This window comes from Streptomyces sp. NPDC018019 (assembly GCF_044327805.1).
GTDB lineage: Bacteria > Actinomycetota > Actinomycetes > Streptomycetales > Streptomycetaceae > Streptomyces.
This window is the reverse complement of the sequence record NZ_JBIRGD010000008.1, coordinates 236,048-253,398: the sequence shown is the minus strand read 5'-3', so window position 1 is coordinate 253,398 and position 17,351 is coordinate 236,048. Positions and strand designations below refer to the sequence as shown.

Genomic DNA, 17,351 nt, shown 5'->3' with positions numbered 1-17,351 from the left:
CGGCTTCCACGAAGGAACGAGAACGCAATGAGCATCGACTGGGCAGCGCTCGGCCAGGTCTTCGGCGTCACGCTGGTCGTGACGGTCGGCATCGTGGGCCTGTTCACCCTCGGCATCGTCGGTACGTCCCGCAAGCCGCGCCAGGAGGGCGAGGCGGTGGCCGCCGACGGTCCCGCCGGGGCGGCGCGGGCCGGTGCGTACGTCTGCTTCGCGCTGTGCGCGGCGGCCGTGGCGTACGGGATCTATCTGATCGTCGCGGCCTGACCCGGCCGTAGCACGGTCCCCGGGGCGCCCGGTGGCCGCGGCACCTGCCGCGGCCACCGGGCGCCCTCGCCGTCTCCCGGACACCGCGTGCCTGTGTCCTTGCCCACAGGCCCTGCCACGGGTCCGCGCCGCAGGTCAAGCGCGAGTTGACGGGCTTCGCGGAGCGTGGTGGACTGCCGGAGCCAATCGGCGACAGATGAGGAAGTCCGGTGAGAATCCGGCGCGGTCCCGCCACTGTCACCGGGGAGCGCTCCTCCAGCAAGGGCCACGGTCCGCGTCCGGGACACGGGTTCCGTACGGACTGGAAGGCCGGGGGACGCGCCGATCCGGGAGCCAGGAGACTCTCGTCGCCGTATCCGTCGAACCAGGGCGCGGACCCTGAGTGAGGACCTACCGCCATGCCCGGCCGCAGTGCGAGACCTGCTGGACGTACCCCCGTACCGCCCCTCCGAGGCGCGACGGCGGTCTGATCCGATGCGTGCCGAACACGCCGGCTACGCGTGCGGCGCGGCCCTCGGCTTCCTCGGCGATCTGGTCGTGGGCGATCCCCGGCGCGGCCATCCGGTGGCCGCCTTCGGGCGGGCCGCGGCAGCCGTGGAGCGCCGCCTGTGGCGCGACGACCGCGGGCGCGGGGCCCTGCACACCGCGCTGTGCGCCGGCGGGACCGCCGTCGGCGCCGCGCTGCTCACCCGTGCCGTACGCCGCTCCCCCGCCACCTCCGTCGCGCTGACCGCCGCCGCCACCTGGGCCGTTCTCGGCGGCACCTCGCTGGGCCGCGAGGCGCGGGCCGTCGGCGGGGCGCTCGCCGCGGGCGATCTCGACGTGGCGCGCGAGCGGCTGCCGCACCTGTGCGGGCGCGATCCCCAGGCCCTGGACGGTCAGCAGATGGCGCGCGCGGTGGTCGAGTCCGTCGCCGAGAACACCTCGGACGCGGTGGTCGGCGCCCTGGTGTGGGGCGGCGTCGCCGGTGTGCCGGGGCTGCTGGCGTTCCGTGCCGTCAACACGCTGGACGCGATGGTGGGCCACAAGTCGCCGCGCTACCGCCGCTTCGGGTGGGCCTCGGCCCGCCTCGACGACGTCGCCGGCTTCCCCGGCTCCCGGCTGACCGCCGCGCTGGCGGTCCTGTCCGGCCCGGACCGGCGGGGCGCGTGGCGCGCCTGGCAGCAGGACGGCGCGTCCCACCCGAGCCCCAACGCGGGCCCGGTGGAGGCCGCGTTCGCGGGGGCGCTGGGCGTACGGCTGGGCGGCACCCTGGCGTACGGCGGCCGGGTCGAGCACCGGCCGGTGCTCAACGGCGGCGCCGGGCGCCCCGTGGCGGTGGCGGACATCGAGCGGGCCGTGACGCTGTCGCGCCGGGTGAGCGTGGCGGCGCTGGCGGCCACGGTCGCGGGCCGGCTGGCGGCCGGGGCGCTGCGGCGGTCCCGTACACCAGGAACGGTACGACGGTCCCGTACGGCCGGGAGGGCCCAGTGAGCAGCAGCGTGCGGACGGCGAGGAGTGCCAGGTGAACGGTTCGGGTGGGGCGCCGCTCGGCGGTGGGCTGCTGGTGGCGGGCACCACGTCCGACGCGGGCAAGAGCGTGGTGACGGCGGGCATCTGCCGCTGGCTGGCCCGCAAGGGCGTCAAGGTGGCGCCCTTCAAGGCGCAGAACATGTCGCTGAATTCGTTCGTGACGCGCGAGGGCGCGGAGATCGGGCGGGCGCAGGCGATGCAGGCGGCGGCGGCGCGCGTCGAGCCGAGCGCGCTGATGAATCCGGTGCTGCTGAAGCCGGGCAGTGACCGCAGCAGCCAGGTCGTGCTGATGGGCAAGCCGGTGGGCGAGCTGAGCGCGCGCGGCTACCACGCGGGACGCCAGGAGCAGTTGCTCGGCACGGTCACGGACTGCCTCCAGGAGCTGCGCCGTACGCATGACGCGGTGATCTGCGAGGGCGCCGGCAGCCCCGCGGAGATCAATCTGCGGCGTACCGACATCGTGAACATGGGCATCGCGCGGGCCGCCCGGATACCGGTCGTGGTGGTCGGCGACATCGACCGGGGCGGTGTGTTCGCCTCGTTCTTCGGCACAACGGCGCTGCTGTCCCGGGAGGACCAGGCGCTGGTCGCGGGCTATCTCGTCAACAAGTTCCGCGGCGATGTGACGCTGCTGGAGCCGGGCCTGGAGATGCTGAAGGAGCTGAGCGGGCGGCCCACCCTCGGGGTGCTGCCGTTCGCGCACGGCCTGGGCATCGACGAGGAGGACGGTCTCCGTGTCTCGCTGCGCGGCGCGGTCCGCGAAAGCGTCGTCGCGCCGCCGCACGGCGCCGACGTGCTGCGCGTCGCGGTGGCCGCCGTACCGCTGATGTCGAACTTCACGGACGTGGACGCGCTGGCCGCCGAACCGGGCGTCGTGGTGCGCTTCGTCGACCGCGCCGAGGAGCTGGCCGACGCCGACCTGGTGGTGCTGCCCGGCACCCGCGGCACCGTCCGCGCGCTCCAGTGGCTGCGCGAGCGCGGCATCGCGGACGCGGTGCGGCGGCGGGCCGCGGAGGGCCGCCCGGTGCTCGGCATCTGCGGCGGCTTCCAGATGCTGGGCGAACGCATCGAGGACGAGGTCGAGTCGAAGGCCGGGACCGTGGACGGGCTGGGGCTGCTGCCCGTACGCGTCCGGTTCGCGGCGGACAAGACGCTGGCCCGGCCGTCCGGCGAGGCGCTGGGCGAGCCGGTCGAGGGGTACGAGATCCACCACGGCGTGGCCGAGGTCTCCGGCGGCGAGCCCTTCCTCGACGGCTGCCGGTCCGGGTCGGTCTGGGGCACCCACTGGCACGGCTCCCTGGAGAGCGACGGGTTCCGCCGGGCGTTCCTGCGGCGGGTGGCCGCCGACGCGGGCCGCGCGTTCGTCCCGGCGCCGGACACCGGCTTCGCCGCGCTGCGCGAGGAGCAGCTCGACCGGCTGGGCGACCTGATCGAGGAGCACGCGGACACGGCGGCGCTGCTGCGGCTCATCGAGGACGGGGTGCCGGCCGGGCTGCCGTTCGTGCCGCCGGGGGCGCCGCCGATACCGCCGCCGTCCCGCACCCCGGCCGCACCCGGCGCGGCCACCACCGCGCCCGCACACCGCACGTCCCTCGAAGGGGGTACTCCCTGATGGCATCGGTCCCTTACCCGTTCACCGCGGTCGTCGGCATGTCCGACATGCGGCTGAGCCTGCTGCTCAACGCCATCTCGCCGGCCATCGGCGGGGTGCTCGTCCGCGGCGAGAAGGGCACCGCGAAGTCGACGATCGTGCGCGGTCTGACGGCGCTGATGCCGGACGTCCCGGTCGTCACCGGCTGCCGTTTCTCCTGCGATCCCGCCGCGCCGGACCCGGCGTGCCCGGACGGCCCCCACGAGACGTACGGCTCGGAGGAGCGCCCGGCCCGCATGGTCGAGCTGCCGGTCGGCGCGTCCGAGGACCGTCTGGTCGGCGCGCTGGACATCGAGCGCGCGCTGTCGGAGGGCGTGAAGGCGTTCGAGCCGGGCCTGCTGGCGGACGCGCACCGCGGCATCCTGTACGTGGACGAGGTCAACTTGCTCCACGACCACCTCGTGGACTTGTTGTTGGACGCCGCCGCCATGGGCGCCTCGTACGTGGAGCGCGAGGGCGTCTCCGTACGGCACGCCGCGCGCTTCCTGCTCGTCGGCACCATGAACCCGGAAGAGGGCGAACTGCGCCCGCAGCTGCTGGACCGCTTCGGGCTGACCGTGGAGGTCGCCGCGTCCCGCGAGCCGGACCAGCGGGTGGAGGTCGTCCGGCGCCGTCTGGCCTACGACACCGACCCGGCAGGCTTCGCAGCGCGCTGGGCCGCCGAGGAGGGCGAACTGCGGGAGCGGATCGCCGCCGCGCGGGCGCTGCTGCCGGACGTGGTCCTCGGCGACGCGGTGCTGCGGCAGATCGCCGCCGTGTGCGCCGCCTTCGAGGTGGACGGCATGCGCGCGGACATCGTGATGGCGCGCACCGCCAGCGCGCTGGCGGCCTGGGCGGGCCGTACGGCGGTCCGCGAGGAGGACGTACGGCAGGCCGCCCTGCTGGCGCTCCCCCACCGTCGCCGCCGCAACCCGTTCGACGCCCCCGGCCTGGACGAGGACAAACTCGACCAGGTGCTGGAGGAGTTCGGCGCGGACGAGGACGACGACCCGGAACCCGACCCCGACCCGGACGGCGGCCCGGAGGACGGCCCCGACGGGCCTGGCGGCGGGCAGCCGCCGCAGGACGGCGACGGCGGCACGGACGGGCCGCAGGGCGAGGACGCGCAGGCTCCGCACGACCAGACCCCGCACGACCGGCCACAGCTGCCCGAGCAGTCACCGGCCCCGGACCCGGCCCCCGCCGACCCGAAGGCACAGTCCGAAGGCGCGCGGGAGGAGGCTCCCGGCGAGGGCGGCGAGAAGGCCGCCGTCGCCGCGGGCGAGCCGTTCCGTACCCGGCGGCTGGACGTGCCGGGCCTCGGCGAGGGCGCGGACGGCCGCCGTTCGCGGGCCCGTACGGCGCACGGCCGGACCACCGGCGCCCGCCGCCCGCAGGGCACCCTGACCAAGCTGCACCTCGCCGCGACCGTGCAGGCCGCCGCGCCGCACCAGGTGGCGCGCGGGCGCCGCGGCCCGGGGCTGCTGGTGCGCCGTGACGACCTGCGGGAGGCGGTCCGCGAAGGCCGCGAGGGCAACCTCGTGCTCTTCGTCGTGGACGCGTCCGGCTCGATGGCGGCGCGCAAGCGGATGAGCGCGGTCAAGGGCGCGGTGCTGTCGCTGCTGCTCGACGCGTACCAGCGGCGCGACAAGATCGGCATGATCACCTTCCGCGGGTCGGAGGCGGCGCTGGCGCTGCCGCCCACCTCCTCGGTCGAGGCGGGCGCGGCCCGGCTGGAGTCGCTGCCCACCGGCGGCCGGACACCGCTGTCCGCGGGCCTGCTCAAGGCCCACGAGGTGCTGCGCGTGGAACGGCTGCGGGACGCCTCGCGCCGGCCGCTGCTGGTGGTCGTCACCGACGGGCGGTCCACCGGCGGGCCCGAGCCGCTGGTGCGCACCTCCCGCGCGGCGCGGCTGCTGGGCGCGGAGGGCGTCGCCTCGGTGGTCGTGGACTGCGAGGCGGGGCCGGTACGGCTGGGGCTGGCGGGCGAGCTGGCCCGGGACCTCCAGGGCACCGCCGTCACCCTCGACGAACTGCGCGCGGACCGCGTCACCGCGCTGGTCCGCGACGTCCGCGGACAGGGCACCAACCACATCAACCGGAGGGCCGCGTAATGCCTCAGGGACAGCCGTCCGTCGTTCCGGACGACGGGCTCACCACACGCCAGCGCCGCAACCGCCCGCTGGTCCTCGTCCACACCGGCCCCGGCAAGGGCAAGTCCACCGCCGCCTTCGGGCTGGCGCTGCGGGCCTGGAACCAGGGCTGGCCGGTCGGGGTGTTCCAGTTCGTGAAGTCGGCGAAGTGGAAGGTGGGTGAGGAGCGCGCGCTGCGGGTACTCGGCGACACCGGCGAGGGCGGCGCGGTCGCCTGGCACAAGATGGGTGAGGGCTGGTCGTGGGTCCAGCGCGACGCGCAGTTCAGCAACGAGGAGGCGGCCCGCGAGGGCTGGGAGCAGGTCAAGCGGGACCTGGCCGCCGAGACGTACAAGCTGTACGTGCTCGACGAGTTCGCGTACCCGATGCACTGGGGGTGGGTGGACACCGCCGAGGTCGTCTCCGTCCTGCGGGACCGGCCGGGCACCCAGCACGTCGTCATCACGGGCCGCAACGCGCCGCGGGAGCTGTGCGACTTCGCGGACCTGGTGACCGAGATGACCAAGGTCAAGCACCCGATGGACGCGGGCCAGAAGGGCCAGCGGGGCATCGAGTGGTGACGGTGCCGGCGGGCACGACAGCGATGCGAACAGCAGGACCAGGAGCAACCGGACCGTGAGCACCATCCCCCGGCTCGTCATCGCCGCACCCGCCTCGGGCAGCGGCAAGACGACCGTCGCCACCGGCCTGATGGCGGCCTTCACCGAGGCCGGGCTCACGGTCTCCGCCCACAAGGTCGGGCCGGACTACATCGACCCGGGCTACCACGCCCTGGCGACCGGCCGTCCGGGCCGCAACCTGGACGCGTACCTCTGCGGCCCGGACCAGGTGGCGCCGCTGTTCCTGCACGGCTCGGCCGGCGCCGACCTGGCGGTCGTCGAGGGCGTGATGGGGCTGTACGACGGCGCCTCCGGGCTCGGCGAACTGGCCTCCACCGCGCAGGTCGCCAAGCTGCTGCGGGCGCCGGTGGTGCTGGTGGTGGACGCCTCGGCGCAGTCCCGGTCGGTGGCGGCGCTGGTGCACGGCTTCGCGTCCTGGGACCCCGGGGTACGGCTGGCCGGGGTGATCCTGAACAAGGTCGGCTCGGACCGGCACGAGGAGCTGCTGCGCGGGGCGCTGGACGAGGCGGGCGTGCCGGTCCTGGGCGCGCTGCGCCGGGCGCCGCAGGTGCGCACGCCGTCCCGGCACCTGGGTCTGGTCCCGGTCGCCGAGCGGCAGGCCGAGGCGGTGGAGTCGGTACGGGTGCAGGCCGCGCAGGTGCGGGAGGGCTGCGACCTCAAGGCGCTGCTGGCGCTGGCGCACAGCGCGCCGGAGCTGCCGGGCACGGCCTGGGACCCGGCGCTCGCCGTGGCCCGCGGCGCTCCGGAGAACGCCGGCCCGGTGGCCGGCAGGCCCGTGGTGGCCGTCGCGGGCGGCGCCGCGTTCACGTTCGCCTACGCCGAGCACACCGAGCTGCTGACGGCCGCCGGCGCGGAGGTGGCCGTGTTCGACCCGCTGCGCGACGAGCGGCTGCCGGCCGGCACCCGGGCGCTGGTGATCGGCGGCGGCTTCCCCGAGATGTACGCGGCCGAGCTGTCGGCGAACGAGCCGCTGCGCCGGGCCGTGGTGGAGCTGGCGGCCTCCGGCGCGCCGGTCGTCGCCGAGTGCGCCGGGCTGCTCTACCTGTCGCGTTCCCTGGACGGCGCACCGATGTGCGGGGTGCTGCCCGCCGACGCGCGGATGTCGGAGCGGCTCACCCTGGGCTACCGGGAGGCGGTGGCGCTGAGCGACAACGCGCTGGCCGCGGCGGGTACGCGGGTGCGCGGCCACGAATTCCACCGTACGGTGCTGGAACCGGGCGCGGGCACGTCCCCCGCCTGGGGCATGACCCACCCCGCGCGCCGGGTGGAGGGCCACGTCCAGGACGGGGTGCACGCCTCGTACCTGCACGTCCACTGGGCGGCCGAGCCGTCGCTGGCCCACCGGCTGGCCGCGGGCGCCGCCGCCCGCCCGCCGCTGGAGGCCCCTTGTGGCTGATGTCGTACTGGACCACCTGGTTCTCGCCACGCCCGATCTGGAGGGCACCGCCGCCGAGGTCGCCGCGCTGACCGGCGTCCGGCCGGTGCCGGGCGGCGGCCACCCGGGGCGGGGTACCCGCAACGCCCTGCTGGGCCTCGGCGGCGGCGCGTACCTGGAGATCATCGGCCCGGACCCGGCGCAGCCGGCGCCCGAGGCGCCGCGCTGGTTCGGCATCGACGCGCTGCGCGGCCCGCGGCTGGCCCACTGGGCGGTCCGGGTACGCGGCATCGCCGGGCACGTCGCACGGGCCCGCGCCCTGGGCTACGACCCGGGCGAGCCGGTGGCGATGTCCCGCCGCACGCCGGACGGCGGCACCCTCTCGTGGACGCTGACGCCACCGCGTACCGGCGGCGGGCTGGTGCCGTTCCTGCTGGACTGGGGCGACGCCCCGCACCCGGCCGCCGGACCGGCCCTGCCGGTCGTACCGCTGCGGCTGTTCTCCGGCACCCACCCCGACCCGGCGACGATCCGCGCCGAACTGGCCGCGCTGGGCGCCGCGCTCAGCGTCGAGGCGGGCGACGAGCCGGGGCTGACGGCCGTGCTGGAGGGGCGCAACGGGCCGGTCTCCGTCGGTGTGGGAGCCGGCGCGCCGTGACCGCCGTTCCCGGTGCCGTGCACGCCCGGCGCACCGGTTCAGCCCGCGACGCCGACCACCAGCCAGATGAACGCCACGCCCGCCACCGTGCACAGCAGGGTGGACAGCGCGGGGTGGTCGTGGTGCGCCTCCGGGAGGATGTCCGAGGTCGCCAGGTACAGCAGGACGCCGCCGAAGAAGCCCAGGTAAATCCCGAGCCAGTGCTCCGGAAGGGTGAACAGCAGCGTGGCGGCGGCGCCGGCCAGCGGGGCGAGCGCGTCCGCGCCGAGCATGAGCAGCGCCCGGTTGCGGGCGTTCCCGTACAGGCTGGTGATCGTGTACGTGTTGAAGCCGTCCGCGAAGTCGTGGGCGATGACGGCGAGCGCCACCGCGACGGCCATCTCCCGGCCGACCTGGTACGCCAGACCGATCGCGAAGCCGTCCATGAGGCTGTGCACCACCATGGCGGCGGCGGCCGTCAGACCGACCTGCGGCACCCGTTCCTCCGGGTCCATGCCGTGGGCCGCCTTGCGGACCGCCAGCAGCCGCTCCACCGCGTGCGTGGCGAGGAAGCCCAGCACGAAGCAGAGCAGCGCGGCCGGGACGCCGTGCACCTCCTCGCCCGCCGCCTCCAGCGCCTCGGGCAGCAGGTCCAGGCCGACCACGCCCAGCATCAGGCCGCCGGCCAGGCCCAGGACCAGATGCCGCCGGTCGGTGACGCGGTGCGCGACCCAGCCGCCGACCAGTGTCATCAAGAACGCGCCCAGCGCGATGGCCACCGGCACGGTCTCACCCCTTCCCCGGGGTTCCGGCACCCCTCACTCCTGCTTACCGACCGGCCGCGCGTACCGCATGTCCGGCGCCCGGGACGGCGGCGGTGAGCGCGGCTCCGGTCGTCGTCGGCGTGGGTGCCCGCCGGGGCGTCCCCGCCGCCGAAGTGCTGGCGCTGATCGCCGGCAGCCTAGCCCTGGGCGGCCTGGCACCGGACGCGGTCACCGCGCTGGCGACCGTGGACGCCAAAGCGGCGGAGCCCGGGCTGACCGCGGCGGCGCGGCGGCTCGGCGTACCGCTGCTGACGTATCCGGCCGCGGCCCTGGCCGCGGTATCCGTACCACATCCGTCCCCGGCGGCGCTGGCCGCGGCCGGCACGCCGAGCGTCGCGGAGGCCGCCGCGCTGACTGCGGCGGGCGGCGGCCCCGGCCCGGACGGCGGCCCCCGCACGGGCGCGGCCGAACTCGTCGTCGGCAAGCGCACGTCGCTGCCCGGGGCGCGCGCCACCTGCGCCGTGGCCAGGGCCCGCACCACACCCCACCGCACCGAGGAGAGACCGTGACCACCCCGCCGTCCGCCGCCGCGCCCGCCGGCATACCCGGTTCCCGCCCGTACGAGCCGGACCTGCGCCACCACGGGGACGCCGAGGTGCGCGGCGCGGACCCCGGACTGACCGACCTGGCGGTCAACGTACGCGCCGGTACGCCGCCGGCCTGGCTCAAGGCGCGCATCGCCGCCTCGCTGGACGGTCTGGCCGCCTACCCGGACGGCGGCCCGGCGCGCCGGGCGGTGGCGGCGCGGCACGGCCTCCCGCCGGAACGGGTGCTGCTGACGGCGGGCGCCGCGGAGGCGTTCGTGCTGATCGCGCGGGCCGTACGGGCCCGGCGGCCGGTCGTCGTGCACCCGCAGTTCACCGAGCCGGAGGCGGCGCTGCGGGACGCCGGGCACCCGGTGGAACGGGTGCTGCTGACCGAGCGGGACGGCTTCCGCCTGGCCGCGGGCGCCGTCCCCGACGAGGCCGACCTCGTCGTCGTCGGCAACCCGACCAACCCCACCTCCGTCCTGCACCCCGCCGCGGAGGTGGCCCGGCTGGCCCGGCCCGGCCGCACCCTGGTCGTGGACGAGGCGTTCATGGACGCGGTCCCCGGCGAGCACGCGTCGCTGGCGTCCCGGACGGACGTACCGGGACTCGTCGTCCTGCGCAGCCTGACCAAGACCTGGGGCCTGGCGGGCCTGCGCATCGGCTACGTCCTGGCCGCGCCGGAGATCATCGCGGACCTGGAGCGGGCGCAGCCGCTGTGGCCGGTGTCCGGGCCCGCGCTGGCCGCGGCCGAGGCGTGCTGCGAGCCCGCGGCGCTGGCCGAGGCGGAGGCGGCGGCCCGGCAGGTCGCGGCGGACCGGGCCCACCTGCTGGCCCGGCTGGCCGAACTGCGCGGCCCCGACGGCCGGGAGGTACGGGTCGTGGGCCCGGCCGAGGGCCCCTTCGTCCTGATCCGGCTGCCGGACGCCACCGCCGTCCGGGCCCGGCTGCGCGCGCTCGGCTTCGCGGTGCGGCGCGGCGACACGTTTCCGGGGCTGGGCCCGGAGTGGCTGCGGCTGGCGGTACGGGACCGGGCGACCACGGACCGGTTCGCCGAGGCGCTGGCGAAGGCGCTGACGGGCTGACGGCCGGTGCCCGCGCCCCGGCCGGGCTTCTCAGCGCATCAGCGCGCCGCCGTTGACGTCGTACGTGGCGCCGGTGACGAAGGTCTCCGCCGAGGCCAGGAAGACGGCGACGCGGGCGACCTCCTCCGGGGTGGCGATCCGGCCCAGCGGCACCTGCGCGGTCAGCCCGGCCAGCGCCTCGGGCCCGACGGACCGGACCATCGGCGTGTCGATCATCGCGGGGGCGACGGTGTTGACGGTGATGCCGTCGCCGGCCAGCTCGGCGGCGAACACCCGGCCCAGCGCGATCAGCCCCGCCTTGGAGGTCCCGTACGCGGCGCCGGTGGGGCGGGGTGTCTGCCCCGCGATCGAGGCCATGTTCACGATGCGCCCGAAGCCGCGCTCGCGCATGTCTCCGGCGACGGCCCTGGTGAGGAAGAAGACGGCGCGCAGGTTGACCGCGAACACCTCGTCCCACTCCTCGGGGGTGATCTCCCACAGGGACCTGGCGAGCGGCCGGGCCGCGTTGTTGACCAGCACGTCCACGGGGCGCCAGGCGCGGACCGCGCGGTATGCGGCCTCGGTGGCGGCGAGGTCGCGCAGGTCGGCGTGGACCGGCAGGACGTGTTCCCCGTCCGGGGCGAGGGCGGTGGCCAGCGCGCGGTTGGCCGTGTCGTCGAGATCGAGGGCCGCCACGTACGCGCCTTCGGCGTGGAAGGCGCGCACGAGGGCGGCGCCGAGGCCCTGCGCGCTGCCGGTGATCAGTACGGTGCGGCCGGCGAGGCCGGTGTCCAGCACGGGGTCCTCCTTTCCGGGATACGGGCGTGGGTCACTCGGTGCCGAAGAACAGCGGGCGGCCCGCCCGGGCCTCGACGCGCAGATAGCGCCACAGCCGTACGCCCCCGTCGCCCACCTCCGTGTCGCGCACGATGCCGCAGATCCGGGACACGGTGTCCACGTCGGGCACGTCGGCGAGGATGTACGAGGTCCAGGGCCAGACGGCGGACGCGCCGACCATGAGCCGGTCGTCGTCCAGGGTGCCGAGGACGCGGACGCCGAAGCGGTCGGCGAGCCGGCCGAAGGCCGCCGGGAGGGCGGCGGCCACGGCGGCGCGTTCCTCGTCACCGGCGTTGAAGAACTCCTGGGTGACGCCGATGCAGAAGAGGGTGCGCAGCGGGGCGCCGGGGGTGTCCGGTGCGGCGGTGGACATGGCGGGACCTCGTCTCGGGACGGCGCGGGAGGGGGTGGCGTGCGGCGACTTGCCTCCCGCAGACAGTTAGAGGATCGTCGAAGCGTCATCGACGATCCGGACCGTACCACTCACTTAGAAGGCTCTCTAACCATGGCTCCCACGGAGACCGCCCGCAGCACGCCGCCCACCGCCGCTCCCCCGGCCGACCCCGACCAGCCGGACGCCTCCGCGATCCGCCTCGGCCCGCTGCTCCAGGCGTTCGGCGACCCGCTGCGGCAGCACATCGTGCGGCGGCTCGCGGCGGACGGCGAGGCGGGGTGCGGCGACATCGACCTGCCCGTCACCCGGGCCACCGGCTCGTACCACTTCCGCGTCCTGCGGCAGGCGGGCTGGACGCACACCCGCCGGATCGGCCGCGAGCGCTACATCTCGCTGCGCCGGGACGACCTGGAGGCGCGGTTCCCGGGACTGCTGGCCGCGCTGCTCAAGGCGGCCGAGACGGAGGCCGCCGGCTGACGGCGGATATCCCCCCTCCGGCCCCGTCCACCATCCGGAACCCGTTGTCCTGTACACGCAGCCCGGCGCTAAGGTGCCGCCGTGCCCACCGAACAGCTGAGCCAGCGCCCCGCCCCCACCGGCGACCTGCCCGCCTCCGACCGCGCGGCGCTGCGGGCCGTCACCGTCTTCCCGCTGCTGGTGATCGCGGCCGGCGCGCTCGGGCTGCTGTGGCCCGCGCCGTTCACGGGCTGGGCGCCCGCGGTGCCGTGGCTGCTCGGCGTGGTGATGTTCTCGATGGGCCTGACACTGACGCCACCGGACTTCACGGCGGTCGCCAGGCGCCCCTGGGCGGTGGGCCTGGGCCTGGTCGCCCACTACGTGATCATGCCGGGGCTGGGCTGGCTGATCGCGACCGTCCTGGACCTGCCGCCGCAGCTCGCGGCCGGCGTGATCCTGGTCGGCTGCGCGCCCAGCGGCACCGCCTCCAACGTCGTCACCTACCTCGCGCGCGGCGACGTGGCACTGTCCGTCTCGGTGGCGACCGTCTCCACGGTCCTCGCCCCGCTGATCACGCCACCGCTGACGCTGCTGCTCGCCGGGCAGTTCCTGGACGTGGACGCCGGGGTCATGGTGACCGACATCCTCAAGACGGTGCTCCTGCCGGTGCTCGGCGGCCTGCTGTTCCGCCTCCTGCTGGCCCGCTGGATCGACCGGGCCCTGCGCGCGCTCCCCTGGCTGTCCGCACTGACGATCGCGGTCATCGTGCTGGTCGTGGTGGCCGGCAGCGCCGCACGCATCAAGGACGCGGCGGCACTGGTCATACTCGCGGTCGTCCTCCACAACGGACTGGGCCTGGCACTCGGTTACGGAGCAGGCCGACTGGCCCGCCTGGGCAAACCGGCCGGACGGGCGATGGCCTTCGAGGTCGGCATGCAGAACTCCGGCCTCGCGGCATCCCTGGCCACCGCCCACTTCAGCCCCACAGCGGCACTCCCGGCCGCCGTGTTCTCCGTATGGCACAACATCTCGGGGGCGGCGGTGGCCGCTTGGATGGCACGCGGTGCGCGCGATGCGCGCGAAGCCCGGTAAACGCCACCCGCACCCGGCCACGGGCCCGGCCCTCCGGACTCCGTCCTCCGGTCCGCCCCCTCCCGCCGTACAGCGGCGAACGGCCGGTGGGGGCAGGCGTCCCCCACCACGTACGTGTCAGCCTGCCGCGTACGGGAGGGCTCGGGACCGGAGGACGAAGTCTGTAGGGCCCGGGACCGTCCCCCTGTCGGCAGCCGCCGATCCGCACCCGGCCACGGGACCGGCCCTCCGGACTCCGTCCTCCGGTCCGCCCCCTCCCGCCGTGCAGCGACCAACGGCCGGTGGGGGCCAGACGTCCCCCCACCCACGCCGCGGCAGACTGACGCGTACGGGAGGGCCCGGCACCGGAGGACGGAGTCTGGAGGGGACGGGTCCGCGCCACCGACGTCGACTAGCCGCCACGGGCGGAAATTGTCAGCCCACCACCCGCCCCCGCAACACCACCCGCCGCGGAGCGGCAAGTACGCGGATGTCCGCGCGTGGGTCGCCGTCGTACACGACCAGGTCCGCCGGGGCCCCTTCCTCCAGCCCCGGCCGCCCCAGCCACTCCCGCGCCCCCCACGTCGTCGCGGCGAGCGCGTCCACCGCGGGGATGCCCGCCTTGGTCAGCTCGGCGACCTCCTGCGCGATCAGGCCGTGCGCGAGCGAGCCCCCCGCGTCGGTGCCCGCGAAGATGGGCACCCCCGCGTCGTACGCCGCGCGTACGGTGTCGTAGCGGCGCTCGTGCAGGCTCCTCATGTGGCGCGCCCAGGCGGGGAACTTCTTCTCACCGCCCGCCGCCAGGGTCGGGAACGTGGCGATGTTCACCAGCGTCGGGACGATCGCCACACCCCGCTCGGCGAAGAGCGGAATCGTCTCCTCCGTCAGGCCGGTGGCGTGTTCGACGCAGTCGATGCCCGCCTCGACCAGCGGGGCGAGGGTCTCCTCGGCGAAGCAGTGGGCGGTCACCCGGGCCCCGAGCCGGTGCGCCTCCGCGATGGCCGCCTCGACGGCCCCGCGCGGCCAGCAGGCGCCCAGGTCACCGGTCTCGCGGTCGATCCAGTCACCGACCAGCTTGACCCAGCCGTCGCCGCGCCGCGCCTCCCGCGCGACGTACGCGACCAGGTCCTCGGGCTCGATCTCGTGGGCGTAGTTGCGGATGTAGCGGCGCGTACGGGCGATGTGCCGCCCGGCGCGGATGATCCGCGGCAGGTCCTCGCGGTCGTCGATCCAGCGGGTGTCGGACGGCGAACCGGCGTCCCTGAGCAGCAGCGTTCCCGCCTCCCGCTCGGTCAGCGCCTGTTTCTCGCTGGTCGCCTCGTCGACCGGGCCGTGGGCGTCGAGCCCTACGTGGCAGTGGGCGTCGACCAGGCCCGGCAGCGCCCAGCCCCGTACGGTCGTCACCTCCCGCGCGCCGGCCGGCCGCTGGTAGGTCACCCGGCCGTCGACGACCCAGAGTTCGTCGCGCACGTCGTCCGGCCCGGCCAGGACCCTCCCCTTGATGTGCAGCACCACGCTCTCACTCATGGCCGCACTGTATGACGCGCGCTACGCCGGACGGCACCGGGACCGGTGGCCGGCCCGCGCGCGGCGGGCGCCTTTCGGCCCACCCGTCCGTCGGGCGGTGTCCGCAGCCGTTCCGTCCGATCACCGCGCGCCCCTCGGAACCCGCCCGCCGATCCGCGTCACGTAAACACCGTTGCCACTCGGGCTTTTCTTGCGGTACACCTTTTACCGGCGAATTCCCTATTCTTAAGTGCGCAGCTTCCCGTATTCTTCTGCCCGCTTTTTCGCAGCTCAAACGCCAAGATTTCGCTAGCGTCGGATCACTTAATTCCGCCCGGTCTCCAGGACGTTACGGACCTGTGACCGACCACACAAGCTGTCCACTTCGCCCCGTATTTTCCGGGCAAACCCGCACATCGTGTGGGTGTCTCGCGCGCTCGTGCGCCCCCGCGCGATAACACAGAAGCCCCTCCCCGCGTAACCCCTCCCCCCGATGCATTTTCCTTTTTCCCTGGGTAAATTGAATTCGCATGACCGCCGCGCAAGCAGACCATGCAGGTGCCCGAAGCGATATCAGAGAAATGCCGGAGGGCTTCAAGCTCGACACCCCACGCGTGGAGGACGGAGCCGCGATCTGGCGCATCGCCCGCGACTCCAAGGCACTGGACCTGAACTCCTCCTACAGCTACCTGCTGTGGTGCCGGGACTTCGCCGCCACCTCCGCCGTCGCCCGCGACGGCGCGGGTGAGCCGGCCGCCTTCGTCACCGGCTACCTCCGCCCCGAGTCCCCGCAGACGCTCTTCGTCTGGCAGATCGCCGTCGACGCGGCACACCGCGGCCGCGGACTGGCCGCCGCCCTCCTGGACGGCCTGGTCACCCGTACCGCGGAGGAACAGGACGTACGCCGCGTCGAGACCACGATCACCGCGGACAACGCGGCGTCCAACCGGCTGTTCGCCTCGTTCGCCGAGCGCCACGGCGCGCCCCTGACGCGCGAGGTCCTCCTCGACGCCGGGCTCTTCCCCGAGCAGGGGCACGACGCCGAGGTGCTCCACCGCATCGGCCCGCTCGGTCCCCCTGCCGGGCACCGGCCCTGACGCCCCGACAGCCCCCGCAGACTTCTCCCCCGCTCACGCCACTCATCTCCCAGGAGCATGCTGTGACCATCACCCAGCCCGACCTGAGCGTCTTCGAGACCCTGGAGTCGGAGGTGCGCAGCTACTGCCGCGGTTGGCCCACCGTCTTCGACCGCGCGCAGGGCAGCCACATGTACGACGAGGACGGCCACACCTACCTCGACTTCTTCGCCGGCGCCGGGTCACTGAACTACGGGCACAACAACCCCGTTCTCAAACGCGCCCTGCTCGACTACATCGAGCGCGACGGCGTCACCCACGGCCTGGACATGTCCACCACGGCCAAGCGCGCCTTCCTGGAGACGTTCCAGAACACCATCCTGCGCCCGCGCGACCTGCCGTACAAGGTCATGTTCCCCGGCCCGACGGGCGCCAACGCCGTGGAGGCCGCGCTCAAGCTGGCCCGCAAGGTCAAGGGCCGCGAGTCGATCGTCTCCTTCACCAACGCTTTCCACGGCATGTCGCTGGGCGCCCTCGCGGTCACCGGCAACGCCTTCAAGCGGGCCGGTGCCGGCATCCCGCTCGTGCACGGCACCCCGATGCCGTTCGACAACTACCTCGACGGCACCTACCCGGACTTCCTCTGGTTCGAGCGTCTGCTGGAGGACAGCGGCTCCGGCCTGAACACCCCGGCCGCCGTGATCGTCGAGACGGTCCAGGGCGAGGGCGGCATCAACGTCGCCCGCGCCGAGTGGCTGCGCGCGCTGGCCGACCTGTGCAAGCGCCGCGACATGCTGCTGATCGTCGACGACATCCAGATGGGCTGCGGCCGCACCGGCGCGTTCTTCTCCTTCGAGGAGGCGGGCATCGTGCCGGACATCGTGACCGTCTCGAAGTCCATCAGCGGCTACGGGCTGCCGCTCGCCCTGACCCTGTTCAAGCCGGAGCTGGACGTGTGGGAGCCGGGCGAGCACAACGGCACCTTCCGCGGCAACAACCCGGCCTTCGTCACCGCCGCCGCGGCCCTGGACACGTACTGGGCCGACGGCCAGATGGAGAAGCAGACGCTGGCCCGCGGCGAGATCATCGAGTCGCACCTGCGCGCCATCGTCGAGGAGCACCCCGGCGCCATCGCCGAGTACCGCGGCCGCGGCATGGTCTGGGGCCTGGAGTGCTCCGACAAGCCGCTCGCCAACAAGATCGCCAAGCGCGCCTTCGAGCTGGGTCTGCTCATCGAGACCTCCGGCCCGGAGAGCGAGGTCGTCAAGCTGCTGCCGGCGCTGACGACCACCCCCGAGGAGCTGGACGAGGGGCTCCGCATCCTCGCCCGCGCGGTCCGCGACTGCGCCTGAGCGCACCGCGCCACCGCACCACTCCTTGTCCGCACCACAGAAAGGTACGAGAA

Annotated in this window: 17 protein-coding genes and 1 riboswitch; of the genes, 13 read left to right on the top strand and 4 right to left on the bottom strand. The window is 74.8% G+C overall.

What is annotated here, in order from left to right; all coding sequences use genetic code 11:
• The first annotated feature begins 27 nt into the window (after positions 1 to 27).
• The 7 genes from ACH4FX_RS16440 (at position 28) to ACH4FX_RS16410 (ending at position 8,212) form a co-directional block, all read left to right on the top strand.
• Positions 28 to 264 carry a hypothetical protein gene (locus ACH4FX_RS16440; RefSeq protein ID WP_398479371.1) on the top strand — a complete coding sequence of 79 codons (237 nt, stop codon included), beginning with the start codon at positions 28 to 30 and terminating at the stop codon, positions 262 to 264.
• A 196-nt stretch (positions 265 to 460) separates the two neighbouring features.
• Positions 461 to 608, top strand: a riboswitch (cobalamin riboswitch).
• Between the two features lie 130 nt (positions 609 to 738).
• Positions 739 to 1,737 (top strand): cobalamin biosynthesis protein, encoded by a 999-nt coding sequence (locus ACH4FX_RS16435; protein WP_398479369.1) that lies wholly within the window; start codon positions 739 to 741, stop codon positions 1,735 to 1,737.
• Positions 1,738 to 1,768: 31 nt separating this feature from the next.
• Positions 1,769 to 3,388, top strand: a complete 1,620-nt coding sequence (locus ACH4FX_RS16430; protein WP_398479367.1) for a cobyric acid synthase — start codon at positions 1,769 to 1,771, stop codon at positions 3,386 to 3,388.
• On the top strand, positions 3,388 to 5,520 hold the full coding sequence (locus ACH4FX_RS16425; RefSeq protein WP_398479366.1) for a putative cobaltochelatase: 2,133 nt from the start codon (positions 3,388 to 3,390) through the stop codon (positions 5,518 to 5,520). The genes ACH4FX_RS16430 and ACH4FX_RS16425 overlap by 1 nt, the downstream gene beginning before the upstream one ends.
• The gene (gene cobO / locus ACH4FX_RS16420) at positions 5,520 to 6,119 is read left to right on the top strand and encodes a cob(I)yrinic acid a,c-diamide adenosyltransferase (RefSeq protein WP_398479364.1); all 600 of its coding nucleotides are present in this window, start codon (positions 5,520 to 5,522) and stop codon (positions 6,117 to 6,119) included. Before ACH4FX_RS16425 ends, cobO begins: the two co-directional genes overlap by 1 nt.
• 55 nt (positions 6,120 to 6,174) lie before the next feature.
• Entirely contained in the window at positions 6,175 to 7,575 is a 1,401-nt protein-coding gene (locus ACH4FX_RS16415; protein WP_398479362.1) for a cobyrinate a,c-diamide synthase, read from the top strand.
• A complete protein-coding gene (locus tag ACH4FX_RS16410; RefSeq protein WP_398479360.1) occupies positions 7,568 to 8,212 on the top strand; it encodes a VOC family protein in 645 nt (214 codons plus the stop codon). Before ACH4FX_RS16415 ends, ACH4FX_RS16410 begins: the two co-directional genes overlap by 8 nt.
• A gap of 38 nt (positions 8,213 to 8,250) precedes the next feature.
• Here the strand turns inward: ACH4FX_RS16410 and ACH4FX_RS16405 are convergent, their stop codons facing one another.
• Positions 8,251 to 8,976: a ZIP family metal transporter gene (locus tag ACH4FX_RS16405; protein ID WP_398479358.1), complete on the bottom strand. Its 726-nt coding sequence runs from the start codon at positions 8,974 to 8,976 to the stop codon at positions 8,251 to 8,253.
• Between the two features lie 92 nt (positions 8,977 to 9,068).
• Between ACH4FX_RS16405 and ACH4FX_RS16400 the strand changes: the two genes are divergently transcribed.
• Positions 9,069 to 9,524, top strand: coding sequence for a cobalamin biosynthesis protein (locus tag ACH4FX_RS16400; protein ID WP_398479357.1), 456 nt, complete (start codon positions 9,069 to 9,071; stop codon positions 9,522 to 9,524).
• Positions 9,525 to 9,556: 32 nt separating this feature from the next.
• On the top strand, positions 9,557 to 10,627 hold the full coding sequence (cobC, locus tag ACH4FX_RS16395) for an Rv2231c family pyridoxal phosphate-dependent protein CobC (RefSeq protein WP_398479500.1): 1,071 nt from the start codon (positions 9,557 to 9,559) through the stop codon (positions 10,625 to 10,627).
• A 30-nt stretch (positions 10,628 to 10,657) separates the two neighbouring features.
• Here the strand turns inward: cobC and ACH4FX_RS16390 are convergent, their stop codons facing one another.
• Positions 10,658 to 11,404 (bottom strand): SDR family NAD(P)-dependent oxidoreductase, encoded by a 747-nt coding sequence (locus ACH4FX_RS16390; RefSeq protein WP_398479355.1) that lies wholly within the window; start codon positions 11,402 to 11,404, stop codon positions 10,658 to 10,660.
• 31 nt (positions 11,405 to 11,435) lie between these two features.
• Positions 11,436 to 11,816 carry a hypothetical protein gene (locus ACH4FX_RS16385; protein ID WP_398479353.1) on the bottom strand — a complete coding sequence of 127 codons (381 nt, stop codon included), beginning with the start codon at positions 11,814 to 11,816 and terminating at the stop codon, positions 11,436 to 11,438.
• A 132-nt stretch (positions 11,817 to 11,948) separates the two neighbouring features.
• Here ACH4FX_RS16385 and ACH4FX_RS16380 point away from each other — a divergent pair, with 132 nt between their 5' ends.
• Positions 11,949 to 12,314, top strand: a complete 366-nt coding sequence (locus tag ACH4FX_RS16380) for an ArsR/SmtB family transcription factor (RefSeq protein ID WP_398479351.1) — start codon at positions 11,949 to 11,951, stop codon at positions 12,312 to 12,314.
• An 81-nt stretch (positions 12,315 to 12,395) separates the two neighbouring features.
• Positions 12,396 to 13,385, top strand: coding sequence for a bile acid:sodium symporter family protein (locus ACH4FX_RS16375; protein WP_398479349.1), 990 nt, complete (start codon positions 12,396 to 12,398; stop codon positions 13,383 to 13,385).
• Positions 13,386 to 13,799: 414 nt separating this feature from the next.
• Here the strand turns inward: ACH4FX_RS16375 and ACH4FX_RS16370 are convergent, their stop codons facing one another.
• On the bottom strand, positions 13,800 to 14,891 hold the full coding sequence (locus ACH4FX_RS16370; RefSeq protein WP_398479348.1) for an amidohydrolase family protein: 1,092 nt from the start codon (positions 14,889 to 14,891) through the stop codon (positions 13,800 to 13,802).
• A 560-nt stretch (positions 14,892 to 15,451) separates the two neighbouring features.
• On the opposite strand from ACH4FX_RS16370, the gene ectA reads away from it, so the two are divergent.
• Positions 15,452 to 15,967 carry a diaminobutyrate acetyltransferase gene (ectA, locus tag ACH4FX_RS16365; protein WP_398479346.1) on the top strand — a complete coding sequence of 172 codons (516 nt, stop codon included), beginning with the start codon at positions 15,452 to 15,454 and terminating at the stop codon, positions 15,965 to 15,967.
• 62 nt (positions 15,968 to 16,029) lie between these two features.
• Positions 16,030 to 17,298: a diaminobutyrate--2-oxoglutarate transaminase gene (ectB, locus tag ACH4FX_RS16360; RefSeq protein ID WP_398479344.1), complete on the top strand. Its 1,269-nt coding sequence runs from the start codon at positions 16,030 to 16,032 to the stop codon at positions 17,296 to 17,298.
• The last annotated feature ends 53 nt before the right edge of the window (positions 17,299 to 17,351 follow it).

Bases quoted from the DNA above. Each gene is read 5' to 3' on its own strand.
- ACH4FX_RS16425 (WP_398479366.1), top strand. From the start codon at position 3,388: ATGGCATCGGTCCCTTACCCGTTCACCGCGGTCGTCGGCATGTCCGAC.
- cobO (WP_398479364.1), top strand. From the start codon at position 5,520: ATGCCTCAGGGACAGCCGTCCGTCGTTCCGGACGACGGGCTCACCACA.
- ectA (WP_398479346.1), top strand. From the start codon at position 15,452: ATGCCGGAGGGCTTCAAGCTCGACACCCCACGCGTGGAGGACGGAGCC.
- ACH4FX_RS16385 (WP_398479353.1), bottom strand. From the start codon at position 11,816: ATGTCCACCGCCGCACCGGACACCCCCGGCGCCCCGCTGCGCACCCTC.
- ACH4FX_RS16380 (WP_398479351.1), top strand. From the start codon at position 11,949: ATGGCTCCCACGGAGACCGCCCGCAGCACGCCGCCCACCGCCGCTCCC.
- ACH4FX_RS16440 (WP_398479371.1), top strand. From the start codon at position 28: ATGAGCATCGACTGGGCAGCGCTCGGCCAGGTCTTCGGCGTCACGCTG.
- ACH4FX_RS16435 (WP_398479369.1), top strand. From the start codon at position 739: ATGCGTGCCGAACACGCCGGCTACGCGTGCGGCGCGGCCCTCGGCTTC.
- ACH4FX_RS16370 (WP_398479348.1), bottom strand. From the start codon at position 14,891: ATGAGTGAGAGCGTGGTGCTGCACATCAAGGGGAGGGTCCTGGCCGGG.